The sequence below is a fragment of the Nocardia cyriacigeorgica GUH-2 genome (assembly GCF_000284035.1).
Lineage (GTDB): Bacteria > Actinomycetota > Actinomycetes > Mycobacteriales > Mycobacteriaceae > Nocardia > Nocardia cyriacigeorgica_B.
Genome location: NC_016887.1, coordinates 1,789,201 through 1,806,002, shown reverse-complemented (window position 1 = coordinate 1,806,002; position 16,802 = coordinate 1,789,201). Strand labels below are relative to the sequence as shown.

Annotated in this window: 16 protein-coding genes; 11 read left to right on the top strand and 5 right to left on the bottom strand. The window is 68.1% G+C overall.

The genetic code is table 11. The annotated features are described in order from the left end of the window. Window positions 1–2: 2 nt before the first annotated feature. A complete protein-coding gene (locus NOCYR_RS08095; protein WP_014349868.1) occupies window positions 3–1,541 on the bottom strand; it encodes an aldehyde dehydrogenase family protein in 1,539 nt (512 codons plus the stop codon). Between NOCYR_RS08095 and NOCYR_RS30725 the strand changes: the two genes are divergently transcribed. The 7 genes from NOCYR_RS30725 to NOCYR_RS08065 all read left to right on the top strand — a co-directional run bounded on the left by NOCYR_RS30725 (window position 1,534) and on the right by NOCYR_RS08065 (window position 6,831). After that, window positions 1,534–1,656 carry a hypothetical protein gene (locus NOCYR_RS30725; protein WP_256666927.1) on the top strand — a complete coding sequence of 41 codons (123 nt, stop codon included), beginning with the start codon at window positions 1,534–1,536 and terminating at the stop codon, window positions 1,654–1,656. The genes NOCYR_RS08095 and NOCYR_RS30725 overlap by 8 nt on opposite strands. 93 nt (window positions 1,657–1,749) lie before the next feature. After that, window positions 1,750–2,205, top strand: a complete 456-nt coding sequence (locus tag NOCYR_RS08090) for a DNA-binding protein (protein WP_048833171.1) — start codon at window positions 1,750–1,752, stop codon at window positions 2,203–2,205. After that, window positions 2,202–2,699 (top strand): Zn-ribbon domain-containing OB-fold protein, encoded by a 498-nt coding sequence (locus NOCYR_RS08085; RefSeq protein WP_048833170.1) that lies wholly within the window; start codon window positions 2,202–2,204, stop codon window positions 2,697–2,699. The genes NOCYR_RS08090 and NOCYR_RS08085 overlap by 4 nt, the downstream gene beginning before the upstream one ends. Continuing rightward, a complete protein-coding gene (locus NOCYR_RS08080) occupies window positions 2,692–3,762 on the top strand; it encodes an LIPID TRANSFER PROTEIN/KETO ACYL-COA THIOLASE LTP4 (RefSeq protein ID WP_014349867.1) in 1,071 nt (356 codons plus the stop codon). Before NOCYR_RS08085 ends, NOCYR_RS08080 begins: the two co-directional genes overlap by 8 nt. Continuing rightward, window positions 3,759–4,913 (top strand): thiolase domain-containing protein, encoded by a 1,155-nt coding sequence (locus NOCYR_RS08075; RefSeq protein WP_014349866.1) that lies wholly within the window; start codon window positions 3,759–3,761, stop codon window positions 4,911–4,913. Before NOCYR_RS08080 ends, NOCYR_RS08075 begins: the two co-directional genes overlap by 4 nt. A gap of 46 nt (window positions 4,914–4,959) precedes the next feature. After that, window positions 4,960–6,159: a lipid-transfer protein gene (locus NOCYR_RS08070; RefSeq protein WP_014349865.1), complete on the top strand. Its 1,200-nt coding sequence runs from the start codon at window positions 4,960–4,962 to the stop codon at window positions 6,157–6,159. Between the two features lie 9 nt (window positions 6,160–6,168). Further along, complete coding sequence (locus NOCYR_RS08065; RefSeq protein WP_014349864.1) at window positions 6,169–6,831, top strand: TetR/AcrR family transcriptional regulator; 663 nt, start codon at window positions 6,169–6,171, stop codon at window positions 6,829–6,831. A gap of 76 nt (window positions 6,832–6,907) precedes the next feature. Here NOCYR_RS08065 and NOCYR_RS08060 read toward each other — a convergent pair whose 3' ends face one another. Further along, entirely contained in the window at window positions 6,908–8,500 is a 1,593-nt protein-coding gene (locus NOCYR_RS08060) for an AMP-binding protein (RefSeq protein ID WP_014349863.1), read from the bottom strand. A 347-nt stretch (window positions 8,501–8,847) separates the two neighbouring features. Between NOCYR_RS08060 and NOCYR_RS08055 the strand changes: the two genes are divergently transcribed. After that, complete coding sequence (locus NOCYR_RS08055; RefSeq protein ID WP_014349862.1) at window positions 8,848–10,533, top strand: membrane protein; 1,686 nt, start codon at window positions 8,848–8,850, stop codon at window positions 10,531–10,533. A 9-nt stretch (window positions 10,534–10,542) separates the two neighbouring features. Further along, window positions 10,543–10,926, top strand: a complete 384-nt coding sequence (locus NOCYR_RS08050; protein WP_014349861.1) for a hypothetical protein — start codon at window positions 10,543–10,545, stop codon at window positions 10,924–10,926. A 22-nt stretch (window positions 10,927–10,948) separates the two neighbouring features. Here NOCYR_RS08050 and NOCYR_RS08045 read toward each other — a convergent pair whose 3' ends face one another. After that, window positions 10,949–11,131 carry a hypothetical protein gene (locus tag NOCYR_RS08045; RefSeq protein ID WP_014349860.1) on the bottom strand — a complete coding sequence of 61 codons (183 nt, stop codon included), beginning with the start codon at window positions 11,129–11,131 and terminating at the stop codon, window positions 10,949–10,951. Between the two features lie 417 nt (window positions 11,132–11,548). Here NOCYR_RS08045 and NOCYR_RS08040 point away from each other — a divergent pair, with 417 nt between their 5' ends. Then, window positions 11,549–12,742: an esterase/lipase family protein gene (locus tag NOCYR_RS08040; protein WP_048833169.1), complete on the top strand. Its 1,194-nt coding sequence runs from the start codon at window positions 11,549–11,551 to the stop codon at window positions 12,740–12,742. Window positions 12,743–13,471: 729 nt separating this feature from the next. On the opposite strand, the gene NOCYR_RS08035 is transcribed toward NOCYR_RS08040, so the two are convergent. Beyond that, window positions 13,472–15,025: an acyl-CoA carboxylase subunit beta gene (locus NOCYR_RS08035; RefSeq protein WP_014349858.1), complete on the bottom strand. Its 1,554-nt coding sequence runs from the start codon at window positions 15,023–15,025 to the stop codon at window positions 13,472–13,474. Window positions 15,026–15,172: 147 nt separating this feature from the next. Then, window positions 15,173–15,319 (bottom strand): hypothetical protein, encoded by a 147-nt coding sequence (locus NOCYR_RS29670; protein ID WP_158430142.1) that lies wholly within the window; start codon window positions 15,317–15,319, stop codon window positions 15,173–15,175. Between the two features lie 261 nt (window positions 15,320–15,580). Between NOCYR_RS29670 and NOCYR_RS08025 the strand changes: the two genes are divergently transcribed. Then, window positions 15,581–16,801, top strand: coding sequence for a serine hydrolase domain-containing protein (locus NOCYR_RS08025; RefSeq protein WP_014349857.1), 1,221 nt, complete (start codon window positions 15,581–15,583; stop codon window positions 16,799–16,801). Window position 16,802 lies beyond the last annotated feature (1 nt).

The following is a 16,802-nucleotide window of genomic DNA, read 5'->3' as shown; positions in this document are numbered from 1 at the left end:
GCTCACGACATGAGCTTGCGGGCGATGGAACTGCCGAACGCCAGATCGATCATCCGCTCCAGCGTCCGCACGGTCTTGTCGGAGTAGGGGTACCAGATGTTCTCCTTCTTCAACCCCCACCGATCCAGCAGCACCGGCTGGGCATGAGTGAAGCCGCGCAACGCATCCCGGCCGTTGACGTGGCCGAGCCCGCTGTCCTTGCGGCCGCCGAACGGCGCCTCGGGCACCCCGTAGATCACCGAGGCGTCGTTGTGCACCACCGATCCGGTGCGCAGTTGTTTGGCGAGCCGGACCACGGTGTCGGGATTCTTGCTGAACACGCTGCCGCTGAGGCCGTAGGCGCAGTCGTTGGCCTTGCGCACGGCCTCGTCCTCGTCGGCGACCCGCATGATCGCCACCACCGGGCCGAAGGTCTCCTCGCGCATCAGGTCCATGTCATGGGTGACGTCGACGATCAGCGTGGGCTGGAAGAACACGCCGTCGGCGGTGTCGCTCTTGCCGCCGACCAGCACCGTGGCGCCCTTGGCCACGGCATCGTCGACGTGCCTGGTGACGATGTCGAGCTGACGATCCCAGAACAGCGGCCCGACATCCTTGCCCGTCCCCGGACCGTAGGTGACCGCCTCGGCCTTCTCCTGCACCTTGGCGATGAATTCGTCGGCGACGGAATCCACCACGTAGATCCGCTCCACCCCGACGCAGACCTGCCCGGTGTTGAACATCGACAGATACACCGCACCCGCCGCGGCCCGCTCCAGATCGGCGTCGGCGCACACGATCATCGCGTCCTTGCCGCCGAGCTCCATGGTGCAGGGGATCAGCCGGGCCGCGCAGGCGGCGGCGATCTTCTTGCCGGTGGGCACGCTGCCGGTGAAGGAGATCTTGTCGATATCGCTGTTCACCAGGGCGGCGCCGGTCTCGCCGTCGCCGTGGATCACCTGCACGACGTCGTCGGGGACGCCGGCCTCGCGCAGGATCTTCACCGCCCACTCGCCCGAATGCGGTGTCACCTCGGACGGTTTGAGCACCACGGCGTTACCCGCCAGCAGCGCCTGCGCGACCGGGTTGAGCGAGAGCACGAACGGCCCGTTCCACGGTGTGATCACACCGACCACGCCGAGCGGCTGATAGTTGACGACCAGCTTCTTCAGCGGTGCGATGTAGCCGTGCAGCCTGCGCTTCTCATCGGCCAGATCTTTCGGCGCGCGCCCGCTCCAGTAGTTGAGGAAATCGCAGGAGGGCACGATCTCGACCGCGAGCGCCTCCACCCGCGGCTTGCCGGTTTCTTCCTGCACGGTGGCCACGATCTCGTCGCGGCGTTTGACCAGCACCTCGACGGCGCGGCGGATGATGTCGGCGCGTTCGGCGACCGGGCGCGCCGCCCATCCCGGCTGGGCCGCCCGCGCGCGAGCCACGGCCGCGGCCACGTCCTCGGGGGTGCTCACCACGATCTCGCCGACGTGGTCGCGGGTGGCCGGGTTGCTCAGCCCGAGCCTGCGGTGGCCGTCGGCCGTGGCCGGCAGCGATTGAACGATGGCCATGGAAATCTCCTCACCCGAGGACACGCTGAAACAGGTTCTACTTTCGGCGCCAGACTACGACATCACCGACCCGCTGTACATGCCCGTCAATCACCCGATTGAAACGACTGATTGACAGGTGGCGCGGGGGTGGTCCACGATCGAGTCGCGGCCCGCTCCCCCGCCGGGGCCCGCCCGCCATTTCCCGGTACCAGTCGGCAGGAGCCTCATGACAGCCGAAACACCGCACGACAGCCTGACCGCGCCCTACAGCCTGGAATTTCCGTTCAACCGGACGGTCGGCCCGACCATCGGGGTCTTCCTCGGCGGCCTGCGCGAGGGCAGGCTGTTCGGGTCCACCACCGATCGCGGCACCGTGCTGTGCCCGGCCGCGGAATTCGATCCGGTCACCGCCCGGGCGACCGGCGAGCTGGTCGAGCTGCCCGCGACGGGAACGGTGCGGCACTGGACCTGGGTGCCGCACCGCGCCGGCGACGACCTCCCGCACGCCTACGCCTGGGCTTTCATCAGCATCGACGGCACCGAGGGTTGCCTGTTCCATGCCGTCGACACCGGCGGCGACCCCGCGCGCATGACCTCGGGCCTGCGGGTCGTCCCGCGCTGGCGCGCCGAGCGGGTGGGCAGTATCCGCGACATCGTCTGTTTCGAGCCGGTGGATTCATGAGCACCCTGCCCGAGCCCGTCACCGAGTTCACCAATCCGTTCCGGATGGACTACACCTACGTCGCGGGCGTGGGCCGTTCGGTGTTCCTGCGTGGACTGTCGCAGCGCCGGCTGCTCGCGCGGCGCTGCCCGGGCTGCGCGCAGGTGTATCTGCCGCCGCCGGAGTTCTGCTCGCGCTGCCTGACCGAGCTGTCCGAACCGTTCGAACTGCCCGGCGACGGGACCATCTCGACCTTCTGCGTGGTGAATTTCCCGTTCCCGGGCCAGGTCTTCACCCCGCCCTACGTGGTGGCTTATATCCAGGTGCGCGGCGCGGACACCCGGTTGATGCATCTGATCCAGGAGATCGAGCCGAGCCGGGTGCACATCGGGATGGCCGTCGAACCGGTCTGGTCTGCCGACGACGAACTCGACACGTCGATGAATGCGATTCGGTACTACCGGCCCATTCCATCCAGCCAAACCCGCACCGAGGCAGGAGTTTCCGATGCGTGAGGTGGGTATCGTCGCCTTCGCTCAGTCGCCGTGCGCGGCCGCCGATCGGCGTCACGATATGGCCGAGATCCTGCTGCCGGTGATCCGCCGCGCGCTCGACTCCGCAGGCATCACCCGCGACGAGGTGGATTTCTTCGCCTCGGGCAGCCACGACTTCTTCGAAGGCCGCACCTTCGCCTATATCGAATCGCTCGACGCGGTGGGTGCGTGGCCACCGATCTCGGAATCGCATGTCGAGATGGACGCGGCCTGGGCCTGCTACGAGGCGTGGAGCTGGTTGCAGCTCGGCGAAGGCGATATCGCGGTGGTCTACGGCATCGGTCGCGGGTCCTTGCCACAGGACCTCGATCAGGTGATGGCCGCGCAGCTGGATCCGTATTTCCTCGCACCCCTGCGGCCGCACCGCGACGCCCTCGCCGCGCTCCAGGCGGCCGCGCTCATCGAGGCCGGTGCGGTGAGTGAACATCAACTGGCCGAAGTGGTTTCGCGCAGTCTCGCCGCGGCTACCGGCAACCCCGCCGCGCAGAAATCCGGCGCCTATCCGGTGGAGGAGCTGCTCGCGGCGCCCTACATCGCGTCGCCGTTGCGCGCCCACGATGTGGGACCGGCGGGCGATGCGGCGGCGGTGGTGGTGCTCGCCGCCGGTGATACCGCGCGCAGGCTGGCCGAGCGTCCCGCGTGGGTGCGCGGCGCCGATCACCGGATGGACAGCCACTATCCGGGCACCCGTGATCTCACCCGAGCCGACACCGTCGGCGCCGCCGCAGCACGAGCCGCAGAGCTCGCCGGATTCTGCGCGACCCAGGTCGATATCGCCGAATTGCACTGTGAATACAGCTATCAGGAGCCACTGCTGGCGAGCACGCTCGGCCTCGACGGCGCCCGGATCAATCCCGGCGGCGGACCATTGGCCGGACGGCCGGCGACCGCGACCGGGCTGATCCGCATCGGTGAGGCCGCCCAGCACATCCTCGACGGCCACGCCGACCGCACCCTCGCCCACGCCACCAACGGCCCTGCGCTCCAGCAGAACCTGATCTGCCTGATGGAGGGAGATCGATGAGAACCGCGGTCATCGGCATCGGACAGAGCAAACAGGCCAAGAAGCGTGAGGTCAGCATCGGCGGGCTGGTGCGCGAATCGGTCGACGCCGCCCTCACCGACGCGGGGCTGGACCACCGCGATATCGACGCCATCGTGCTGTCGAAGACGCCGGACCTGTTCGACGGCGTGATGAATCCCGAGCTGTATCTCGCCGACGCCATGGGCGCGCGTGGCCTACCGGTCACCCGGGTGTTCACCGGCGGCAGCGTCGGCGGGCACGCCGCGATCTACGGTGCGCATCTAGTGCAGGCCGGGCTGGCGCGACGGGTGCTGGTGGTGGCCTATTCCAAGGAATCCGAGGGCGATTTCACCTGGGCGCTCTCGCGCGGACTGCCGTTCAGCGCCAATCTCGGCGCCGGCGCGGGCGGGCATTTCGCCCCGGTCATCCGCGAGTACATCCGCCGCTCCGGTGCGCCCGAACACATCGGCTGGCAGGTCGCGGTCAACCATCGGCTCAATGCGACGCGCAATCCGTACGCCCATATCCAGCGCCCGGATATCACCGTGGAGCAGGTGCGGGAATCGCCGATGCTGTGGGATCCGATCCGGTATCTGGAATCGTGCCCGTCCTCGGACGGTTCGTGCGCGGTGGTGATCGCGGGCGAAGCCGACGCCGAGCACAATCCGCAGCCGCCGGCCTGGATCCACGGCATGGCCTGGCGCACCGAGACCGGCCATTTCGCCGGACGCGACGAGGTGAACCCGGAAGCGGGCAGGCAGTGCGCGGCCGAGGCGTACCGGCAGGCCGGCATCACCGATCCGGCCCGCGAGATCGACGTCGCCGAGCTCTACATCCCCTACAGCTGGTATGAGCCGATGTGGCTGGAGAACATCGGGCTGGCCGAGGCCGGAAACGGCTGGAAGATGGTCGATTCCGGGCGCACGGCCTTCGACGGTGAACTGCCGGTCAATCCGTCGGGCGGGGTGCTGTCGGGCAATCCCACCGGCGCCACCGGTCTGCTGCGGTTCGCCGAGGCCGCGCTCCAGGTCCGCGGTACCGCGGGCGCCCATCAGGTGCCGGACGCAAGGCGCGCTATCGGGCACGCGATGGGCGGCGCCTCGCAATTCCATGCCCTCTGGGTCGTCGGCAGTGACCGGCCCGAGCCCTGATTTCCCCCACACAGCAACGCGCACAGCGCATTCGAGGAGTGACAGCGTGAGTCAGCGAGCCTTCGTCATCGGCGTCGGGATGACGAAATTCGAGAAGATCGCCAGCCGGGACTGGCAGTACCCCGACATGGTCGCCGAGGCGGTGAACGCGGCGCTGGCCGACGCGGGCATCGACTACGGCCAGGTGCAGCGCGCCGCGGTCGGCTACGTCTTCCAGCCGTCCACCGCGGGACAGCGCGCGCTTTACGACGTGGGGCTCACCGGGATTCCGATGGTGAACGTCAACAACAACTGCGCCACCGGGTCCACCGCGTTGATGCTGGCGCGCGAATGGGTGCAGGCCGGGCTGGTGGACGTGGCGCTGGCCGTCGGCTTCGAGCAGATGACCAAGGAGGCCATGGCCGGTTCGGGCAAGCCCGCGGTCAGCACCATCGACCGCCATATCGCGGTCCTGAAGTCCACCAACGGTTTCGGCACCGCCCCGTTGACCGCCCAGTTCTTCGGCGCGGCGGCGGCCGAGCACATGCGCCGCTACGGCACCACCCGCGAACAGCTCGCCGGCGTCGCGGTGAAGAACCACGAGCACTCAACCCGCAACCCGTACGCCCAGTTCCAGGACGCCTACACCCTCGAGCAGGTGCTCGGCGACAAACCGGTGCACGACCCGCTCACCCGCTCGCAGTGCTCACCGATGTCGGACGGTTCGGCCGCCGCGATCGTCGTCAGCGAGGCGTTCGTGCGCGAACACGGTCTCGCCGATCGCGCCGTGGAGATCCTGGGCCAGGCGCTGGCCACCGACGACACCTCGTCGTTCGCGACCGAATCCATGATCGACGTGGTCGGTGCCCCGATGACGCGCAAAGCCGCCACCGAGGTCTTCGACTCCACCGGCACCACCATCGACGAGGTCGATGTGATCGAACTGCACGACTGCTTCTCGATCAACGAGCTCATCACCTACGAAGCCCTCGGCATGTGCGCGCCCGGCGAATCGGGGTCGCTGATCGATGCCGGTGCGACGACCTACGGCGGACGCTGGGTGGTCAACCCGTCCGGCGGGCTGATCTCCAAGGGTCATCCGCTCGGGGCCACCGGCCTGGCCCAGTGCGCGGAGTTGACCTGGCAGTTGCGTGGCGAGGCCGGGCCGCGTCAGGTCGAGGGCGCCCGCCGGGCGCTGGCCCACAATCTCGGGCTCGGTGGCGCGGTGGTCGTCACGCTCTACGGTGCTCCCACCCCGCTCGATTAGGGTGCGCACGTGAGCCGAGGACTTTCGACGGAAACCGCGCCGGCCGGGCAACCCGAGACCGCGCTGCCCACCGACCAGCGCCTGATCCTCGCCGCCGAACGGCTGTTCGCCGAGCGCGGGATCGACGCGGTGTCGTTGCGGGCGGTGATGTCGGCGGCCGGCGCGAACGTCGCCTCGGTGCACTACCACTTCGGGTCCAAGGACGCGCTGGTCGAGGCCCTGCTCGAGCAGCGCGGCGGGCAGGTCTCCCAGCGGCGCGCCGAATTGCTCGACAGCATCGAGGCTTCCGGCGATCCGAGCGCGCGCACGCTGGCCGAGGCGTTCGTGCGTCCGGTGGCCGAGCAGATCGCCGCGGGCGGCACCGCCTGGGTCACCATCGTCGCGGGCATCATCGGCAGCCGTCATCCCGCGCTGTCGCGGATCACCGAGGGTTTCGCACCGCAGGCGCGCCGGTTCACCTCGCTGCTGGGGGCGATCTATCCCGGCGTGCCCGCCCGGACCATTCGATTCCGGCTGACCCAGGCGATGAGCCTGACCTTCCAGGCCCTCGGCGATCTCGACGCACTGCGCGACATGCTCGCGCTCAGCGGCACGCGGCTCTCGCCCGACGAGGTGATGGAAGAGCTGATCGATATGGTCACCGCGATCCTCGCCGGGCCGCCGGATCGCTGACTCACCTGACGGATCTCCCTGCCACACAACAACAGAGCCGGCCGAACTTGTCGGCCGGCTCTGCTGCGTCGAGGGTTCAGTTCACCTGGCGGGCGCCGTCGGTCCAGTACTGCGCGCGCAGGGCTTTCTTGTCGGGCTTGCCCAGCGGGCTGAGCGGAATGCTGTCGGCGAAGTCGATCGACTTGGGCGTGTAGACCGCGCCCTTGCGTTCCTTCACCAGCGCCTGCAACTCCTCCACCGCCACCTCGCGGCCCGAACGCAGCACCACCACCGCCTTCACGGCCTCGCCCCACTTGTCGTCGGGCACACCGATGACGGCCGCCGCGCTGACGGCCGGGTGCGCCGACAGCACGTCCTCCACTTCGCGCGGAAAGACATTGAAGCCGCCGGTGACGATCATGTCCTTCTTGCGGTCGACGATGTAGAGGTAGCCGTCGGCGTCGCGGCGGGCGATGTCACCGGTGTGCAGCCAGTCGTGTTCGGTGGCCTCGGCTGTCTGTTCGGGCTTGTTCAGATAGCCCTTCATCACCAGCGGTCCGCGCACACAGATCTCGCCGGGCTCCCCGGCCGGGACCTCGTTGCCCGCGTCGTCGAGCAGCGCGACATGCAGCCACGGCACCGGCCGGCCACAGCTGGCCAGCCGTTCCGGCACGGCGAGGTCGTGGTCTTCCTTGCGCAGCACCGAGATCGTCATCGGGCATTCGGCCTGGCCGTAGAACTGGAAGAAGATCGGGCCGAACTTCTCGATCGCCTCGGCCAGCCGGGTCGGCGAGATGGCCGAGGCGCCGTAGAAGACCGTCTCCAGGCTCGACAGATCGTATTTGTCCAGGTCGGGGTAGTCGAGCAGGGCGTACAGCATGGTCGGCACCAGCATCGTCGAGGTGATGCGGTACTTCTCGATGGTGGCCAGCACGGTCGCCGGATCGAAACCGGGCAGCACCACGATGGAACCGCCTTGCAGGCTGGTCGGGTTCCAGAACGCTCCGCCGGCGTGGCTGAGCGGCGTGCAGACCAGGAACCGCACCTCCTGCGGCCACTGCCATTCGGTCATCTGGATCCGCAGCAGCGTCGCGCCACCGCGGAAGCTGAGCATCACGCCCTTGGATTTGCCGGTGGTGCCGCCGGTGTAGGCGAGGCTGACGGTGTCGCCGGGCGCGACGTCGGGGGCCACCAGCGGACCCGGCTCGAAGGCGTCGGCGGCGGCCAGCAGATCGGTGCCCGCCTCGGTCGGACCGAAGGCCAGCAGGTTCTTCAACTCCGGAACCCGCTCGGCCAGCGCGGCGGCGCGTTCCTCGTACTTGTCCGGGTCGTAGATGAGGGTCTCGATGCCGGCGTCTTGCAGCACGTAGGCGTGATCGTCGAGCGAACCCATCGGGTGCAGCGCGGCGAAGCGGACACCGGTCACCGCATTGGCGCCCTGGGTGAACAGCACCTCGGGACGATTGGCCGACAGAATGGCCACCGGGCTGCCGATACCCAGCCCCAGCGAGGCGTAGGCCTGCGCGAACTTGCTGATCTGCTCGCGCACCTGCCGATAGGTCAGCTGCTCGTCCCCGATATGCACCGCGGTCCGATCGGCGTACAGCTCGAGCGAGCGGATGAGCATATCGACCGCCAACGGCTCCCGATGGAGGAGATCGACCTCGGTGATCTGCGGATCAGTGTTCATTCATGCGCCTTCCGGGCCCGCGTCGTCGACAGATGCACCCTCAAAGTTAGAACGCGTTCTAGTTTGCTGCAAGGGGTTCGCGCAGATCCGTTGGCGTCATCTGCCTCGCCGGGCCGTGTTCAGCCGAGCGCTGCCATCGGCCGCACCGTCGCACCGGCGTCCGTCAGCACGCACCTATCGCATGGGCCGACACTCCGGACGACACTCCGAGGGCCATGAGGCCTCGGCGAATCCGCAGATAGTCTCCCCGGCGCGCTGATAACCTCTGCGGCACAAGCGTTTCACGTTCTCCAGGGGGCTCGGATGAGCAGAACGGCACACCGTCGGCACGCGGTACCGAGACCACGATGACGGCATCGACCGACGAGCCCACCCGCTACCTGGCGGCCGCGGTGCACCTCGACGACGAGCTGGCCGACGCGTTGGTCGAGGAATATCTGGCGGAGCCGAAACGGGCGGTCCCGCCATCGCCGGGCGTCGACGCGGTCACCGTGCTGCGCGAAGCCACGGCAGCGCAGTGGCGCCGGCGCACCCTCAACCTCGTGCTGGTCGGCCTGCTGATCCTGACCCTCGTGTTCTCGCCACTGCTGGTACTCGCCTGGCTGGTCTCCGGGCTCAGCTGGCGGCTGTGCGCGGCGATCGTGACCCGGTTGGCCCAGAGCCGAGTCGAGGCCAACTGGTTCCTCGCCGATCGGCGCCGGCAGTGGAGCGTAACCGCGCTGGCCTGGGCGGTGATCACCACGCTGTCGACCGCGCTGCCGTCCCTGGCGCTGGAGTCGATCGGCGAGCCGATCCTCACCCCACCCGACTCCGCCCTCGCCACCGTCTTCATGCTGATCACCCTGGCCCTACTGACGGTGATGCTCTGCCTGCTGATCGCGCGGCACTATCTGCCCTGGCAGGTCGCCTCTACCTGGTACGGCTACGGACGGTTCCAACCCGATGCCCCGCCGCGCGAAGCCGCCATCACCGCGAGCGCGCCCTATGCCGACAGGCTGCGCCGCATCAGTCAGGATCAGCTGCGGCGGGCACAGGACAGTTCGGGCGAAATCGTGGTCTATCGCGGCCACCGGCCGTTCGTCGGCGCCGGCGCCCGAGTCCGTTCCTGGTCGTCGGCACTCGAGCTGTACGCGAGCTCAGCGACAACCGATTCGGCTGAGAGCGCGCGGGCCACCCCGGTACCGACCTTCGAACCCCGCGAACTCCAGGATTTCGTCACCGCGGATCTGACGACGTTGCGCCGGGCGCCGACGCTGACCCCCGGCTGGCGTTTCGCCGACCTCGGGGTGACCAGCTGGGCGCTCCTGTCACCGGCCGATCTGCTGCACAATCCGTCCGCGCGGGCGTTGCTGAGCCGGCTCGATGCCGGCGCCGAACCGGAGCTGAACGCCGAGGACTGGACGGCGCTGACCAACGAATCCCCGGAATGGCTGCGCTATTACCGCTGCTTCCGGTTGGACGGCTGGGCCCGCCAACTCGCGGTGTCGGGCTTTCTGCACGTCGGCTGCGAGGAGCGGATGCTGGTGCTGGAGTGGCACGGATTCGTGCTCGCGCCCATCGCGCCCGAGTTCCGCCGCGTCGATTCCCCGCCCAGCATGCTGGAACTACGCACCCTGTGGACCGCAGCCGGGGATCTGGCGCTGCTACCGACCACCGTGCCCGGCCGCGTCGTCGATGTGGTCCGCGGTCTGATCGCCCGCCGCCGCGGCGGCGGCACCTGGACCACTCCGGCCGAGGCGGAGCAGGTATTCGGCTCCGCGGCCAGCATTCGCGAACTGGCGGCGGGCAGCGAACTCGCCAACCTGTTCCAGGAGACCGACTGCGACCGTTACCTGAAGATCCTGGAGCAGCGCGTCCTCGACTCCGTGCACCGGTTCCTGCGGGAAAAGGGCATCGCCGCCAAGGGATTCAGCGACATGGTCAAGCAGATCAACAACTCGACCGTCATCAACAACTCGAACGTCATCGCCGGAAACATCGGCGGTATGGGCAATTCCGGGTCGGTGCAGGCCGGCACCCCGGCAACGAACTAGGAGGCAGCCGTGCCGGATTCGAACTCCGCCCCCTCGGTCCACATCACCGGCGGCCGGGTCGCCGCGGGCAATATCGGCGGTTCCGGGAACAACGGGCAGATCAACGGCCCGGTCGATCTGTCGGGCGGGGCCGACACCGACCAGCTCGCGGCGCTGCTCGCCAATCTGCGCGTTGAGCTCGGCCGGCTTCGCTCGCAGCTCGACTCGGCGCCGGATTCGGCGGCCGATGTGGACGATGTCCTCAGCGACCTGGCCGACCCGGAGCCGGATATCCCGGCCGCCACCACCCGCTGGGAGCGGTTGCGGCGGCGCATTCCGGAGCCGTTGCAGAACCTCGACACCATTCAGCAGGTCGTCGGGTTGCTGGAGCAGTTGCGCGGGTTGGCGTCCTGACGCGGTGCCGGGAGGTGGCTATTCACCAACCGGCCGCGAATTGCATCCATATCAGCATCACCACAACGCTCAGCAGGCACAGCGGGCCGAGGGAGCGTTGTACTTTGACGCGGGTGGATCCGGGTGCCGCCCAGACCACCCAGAGCGAGGTGGTGCCGAGGGCGACGAAGGTCAGCCAGGTCACGAATATGCTCGCGAGATACATCCGGGATCGACCTCCTGACCGATTCCTACGGGGATGATTACCGTATCCACAGCGACATCCGGAAAACATCACTGCGGATACGCAATTGGACAGCTCACAGCCGCGCCCGAGCGAGAATTGGTCCGGCACACATTGATTACCGAGCCCGGCCTCCGGCCGGGTACCGCGCCGCCGCGTAACCTGTGATCACAACCAGAAGTGCTGGTAGCACGACATTCTCACGCCCGGAAAGCGAGAACCGGCCGCATCGACTGTCCATCGTGCCGAATACCCGTGACCGTTTTTCGTGAAGTTTCCAGACACCGACGTTCCGCCTGAGACCGCACCGTTTCCGCAAATACCGTTGGCGCAGTTTTGGTGCCGCCGAATTCGCGGTGGCGTCATCACTGGAACGTTTGTAGCTCAGGAAGGCACGTTATGAGACGAAGTACCTCTCGCCGGTTGTTGCGTTCGGTGGTGGTGGCGAGTGCGGCGGTGCTCGCGTTGTCCACGGTGGGTGGGCAGGCCGCGGCCGCGCCGACGGAGCAGGATCTGGCCGACTATATTGCGGCGGGGCGGTCGGTGGCGGGGCCGGTGGCCGATTCGGGGTCGAGTTCGGGGTCGGCGTGTGATTCCGGTAGCGGCGCCGGCTCGGGTAACGGGTCCGGTGATTGCTACGGGGGTTCGGGTAGTAGTTCGGGGTCGTCGGGTGGGTATGCCTCCGACACCATCGGTTACGGGCCTTCGCAGACGTCGTGGTTGGCGGCGTTCGCCTACGGCCTGGCCAATGGTGATGCGGCCCCGCCGGGCGCCAATGACTGGAATTGCAAGCCGACGGCGGAGCATCCGCGGCCGGTGTTGTTGATCCACGGCACCTGGATGAACGCCTACAACGGGTTCGCCTATATGGGTCAGCCGATCAAGGATGCCGGGTTCTGCACCTTCACCTTCAACTACGGGCGCTCGAATCTGCTCGAGGGTGGCGGGTTGGGGTCGGTGCTGCCCGGGGTGATGGGCACCGGCTACATCCAGGACTCGGCCAAACAACTGGCGGTGTTCGTCGACCGGGTGTTGGCGGCGACCGGCGCCAGTGAGGTCGATATCGTGGCGCATTCGCAGGGTGGGTCGATGTCGAACTGGTACACCAAGTTCGAAGGGGGTGCGGCGAAGGTGAAGAACCTGATCACTTACGGCGCCACCCATCACGGCACCAGCCTCGACGGCATCGGCGCCCTGGGTCGCGCGATCAACAACCTGGGCATCGATATTCTCGGGTTCATCGAGATCTTCGTCGGGCATGCCGGGATCCAGCAGACCATCGGCTCGGACTTCGTCAACCAACTCAACGCCAATGGCGACACCGTCCCGGGGGTGGATTACACGATCGTCGGCACCCGCTATGACGAGATCACCAATCCCTATGATCTGACGTTCCTGAAGCCGGGACCGGGGGCCACGGTCCGCAATATCACCCTGCAAGACGGCTGCGAACAAGACATCTCCGACCACTTGACGATGATGTACTCGCCGCGGGCACTGTCCATCGCGTTGAACGCGTTGGATCCGGTGCAGTTCCCGCAACTGCAATGCACCTTCAACCCCTGGCTCATCGGCGGCGGCGGACAACTCTGACCCGCCACTAGACCGGCACCCACCGGACCGGATCGACACCGACTCCGCCGGTCCGGTGGGTGCCCGGCCGCCGCGCCCGCGCACCTAACCGGTGACCCGCGCCGGTTCGTGCGACGGCCCGGCGGATGCCCATCGAGCGGCTCAGGCCCTGCCCGCTCGGTGGGCATACCCATGTCCGGGGGCGTTCGGCAAGGGGAAGCGTCGGCAAGGTCGGGCAGGTGAATGTGCTGGTTGACGATGTCGCCACGGTGCAGGAGAAGGCCGAGCGGGCGGCTCATCGGGTCTCTCGCGGAAGATCGCAGGGGCCGGCTCCGGCAGCAACGACTTGCCGATGATCGAATTATCGGCGGTAAGCGACGAGACGTCCGCTGACGGTGACGGCGGTACGCAGTCGACGAAACCCACTGGCGTCCACAAGGTCCCGGCGCCCCGGAACCTGCCGCTACAACACAATCACGGCAGGCTGTGGCGCCGTGAGGGAACCTCATCGACCGGCAAACGTATCTGAGCGCCGGTCTTGTAATGACTAGACCCGGTCCATTGCCCACAGGTCCCACCGGAGCCGTCCGCGCTGCCCGTGCACAACACCGCAATCGGATCGAGCGGAACGGCCGCGGCTGTCGAAGGACCCACGGCCACAACGCATATCACCGCCGCGCCGACCGTAACCGAATATCGCCGGAAACCAGCCATGGGTGACCGTCCTGAACTGCCGTGAACCGGCCGGGCTCACATGGGATACAAGCTGTGCTTGCGCGGATTGAATTCCACCGTGGCGCCCTTGTCGCGCAGCAGGCGCAGGGCGTGCCGCAGTTCGAGGCGGGTGGTGGACGGTTCGATGACGGCGTCGATGTAGCCGCGTTCGGCCGCCACCCACGGTGTCGCGACGGTGGCGTTGTACTGCTCGATCATGAACTCGCGCACCGCGGCCCGCTGTTCGGGCGGCACCTGCTGCAATTGACGGCGGCCGGCGATATCGACGGCGCCCTCGGCACCGATCACCGCGATGCGGGCAGTCGGCCAGGCGAAGCTGATATCGGCACCGAGCTGCTTGCAGGCCATGAACCCGTAGGCGCCGCCGTAGACCTTGCGCACCACCAGATTGATGATCGGCACCGTCGCCTCGATGATCGCGCGCGGCACCCGCCCACCCCGGATGATGACGCCGTTGCGTTCCTCCTCCGCACCCGGCAGGATGCCCGGGGTATCCACCACGAAGATCAGCGGCAGCCCAAAGGCATCACAGAGCCGGATGAAGTAGGTGGCCTTGTCCGAACAGTTCGCGTCCAAGGCGCCGCCGAGCACCAGCGGCTGATTGGCCAGCACACCGACCGGGCGGCCGTCGATGCGGGCGAAGCCGGTGATCAGGTTCGGGGCGTGCGCCGCGCGGATCTCGTGGAAATCGCCGTCGTCGAAGATCCGCAGCAAGATCTCGTGCATGTCGTAGCCCTCGCGATCGGAGTCGGGAATGATCGACTCCAATTCGAGGTCGTAGGCGGTGATCTCGGGTTCGAGCCCGGGATTGACGACCGGCGGCTGCTCCACACAGCTCGACGGCAGATAGCTCAGATACTTCCGCGCCCAGTCGAAGGCGTCCTGCTCGGTCTCACACACCTGGTGGATCACGCCGTTGCGGGCCTGCACCTCGGCGCCACCGAGTTCCTCGGCCGTGACGTCCTCACCGGTCACGGCCTTGATCACCTCGGGACCGGTGACGAACATATGCGCCTTCCCGGTCGCCACCAGCACATCGGTATTGATCGGCCCGTACACCGCGCCGGCCGCGCATTTGCCCAGCATGATCGACACCTGCGGCACGAAACCGGACAGCCGCTCCTGGCAGCGGCTCATATGCGCGAACCAGGCCAGCGACGCGACGGCGTCCTGGATGCGGGCGCCACCGGAGTCGTTGATGGTGACCACCGGGCAGGCCTTCTCGTAGGCGAAACGCAGGATGTGGGTGAGCTTGCGCCCGAACATCTCACCGACCGAACCGCCGTACACGGTCTGGTCGTGGGCGATCACCACCACGGGCCTGCCGTCGATGCGTCCGTGGCCGGTCACCACGCCGTCGCCGTACATGGCGTCGGGGTCGCGCGGATTGCGCACCAGCCCGCCGATCTCGGTGAAGGTCCCCGGATCGAGCAGCGACTGCACCCGTTCCCGGGCGCTGGGGATGCCCTTCTGCGCACGTTTGGCGATCCCCGCCGCACCCGCCGGTTCCGCCGCGGTGGCCAGCACCTCGCGCAGTCGGTCCAGCTTGGTTTCGGTGCCAGTCGTCATCCGGATACGCCTCTCGCCGTGCAGTCTTCCGGCCGAAGATAACCGGGCACGCACGGGAGTTCGGGGCGCTGCGACGCAGTCTGGACACACTCACAGCGTCAGCGGATCAACCGCTGGCGATCTAACCAAAAAATTGGGTGTGCCGGATCAGGCTCCGCTGTCATCACGGCGCAGCCGCTGGGCCGCCGCGACCGCTTCCTGCTGGGAGAACCCGTCCGCCATCCACTCCGAGTCCACGTACCAGGCTCGCCAGGTGCCGTCACCACGCTGTTCGGTCCGCAAACTCTGGTCCATGGCAATCACCCGGGACTCCCCTGTCTGGTCGTCGGTCATCGACCTCGCGGTCGATCTGAGGCGGACCAGACCCTACCGCCCGAGGCCGCCGAGGGCACGCATTCGGCGCCGGGCCCGCCCGGTCGTAATAGAACTGGCATCCGGACGTCACCGCCCCGCCCCGCCCGCGTGCTGCACCACCGGCGAGGCGGCCAGTATCGTGGATGGGTACCGGTCCGCACGCGGGCTGTGTGCACCGGTACGACACGGAGGATCACGACCATGCTCGAACCCATTCGACCCACCTCCGGTGGTGCCACGATCCACGGCGGGGCCGCTCCCGGTTACCGCAGGGCAGTCAGTGCTTTCGCGCGGTTCTTCGCCGGCGGGCGCGGTGGCGGTGCGCTCGCGGTGTACCACCGTGGAATTCCGGTGGTGGACATCTGGACCGGCACCGCCGACGCCGATGGCACCGAATGGCAGAAGAACACCGGTGCGGTGTCGTGGTCCACCAGCAAGGGCGTCACCGCGACGGTCATGCACCGGCTGGCCGCACGGGGCCTGATCGACTATCACGCCCCGGTCGCCGAGTACTGGCCCGAATTCGCGGCCAAGGGAAAGAAATCCATCACCGTCGCCGAGGTGCTCAGCCATCGCGCCGGGCTGTCCCGCATCGCGCCGCTGGCCCGCCACACCACCGAGATGCTCGACTATCTCGCGATGGAGGACCGGCTCGCCGCCGCGGCGCCGGACCGCTTCCGTGGCGTGCCCGCCTACCACGCGATCACCTACGGCTGGCTGGCCGCGGGCATCGCGCGCGCGGTGACCGGCAAGGGCATGGCCGAGCTGTACCGATCCGAGCTGGCCGAACCGCTCGGTATCGACGGCCTCTACCTGGGCACACCGCCGGCCGGCAGCGACGTCACCGTGGCGACGCTGTCGGGATCCTCGCTTCCGCTGGGGATCTGGTACGCCGAGCAGGTCTTGCGTACCACGACCCGGCTGATCGGGCCGGGCACCGGGTTCATCCGGTCGATCTACGCCGCCGGGATCGCCAACCTCGCGGCCGGTCCGCAGGCGCCCATTCTGCGCACCGAGATGCCCGCCGCGAACGGCGTGTTCACCGCACGCGCGCTGGCGGCCGTCTACAACATCCTCGCCACCGACAACGCGCTGCTGTCGCGGCGACGGGTGCGCGCAGCGGCCCGGGTCCAGACCTATCTGCCCGACCGCAACCTGCTGCTGCCGATGGGCTGGCGCCTCGGCTACCACTCACTGCCGATCCCCGGTGCGCCGCGCGGATTCGGGCATGTCGGGCTGGCCGGTTCCGGTGGCTGGGTGGACCCCGACAACGAACTGGCGGTGGGTTTCGTGCACAACTGGCTGCCCGAGGCCGCCAAGCTCCCGCGCGACCAGCTGATTCTGGCGCGGCTGCTCACCCCCATCGTGCGGGCGGCGGCCACGCCGGCCGAGGACCGGGCCCGGCAGGCGAAAGCGGGCTGAT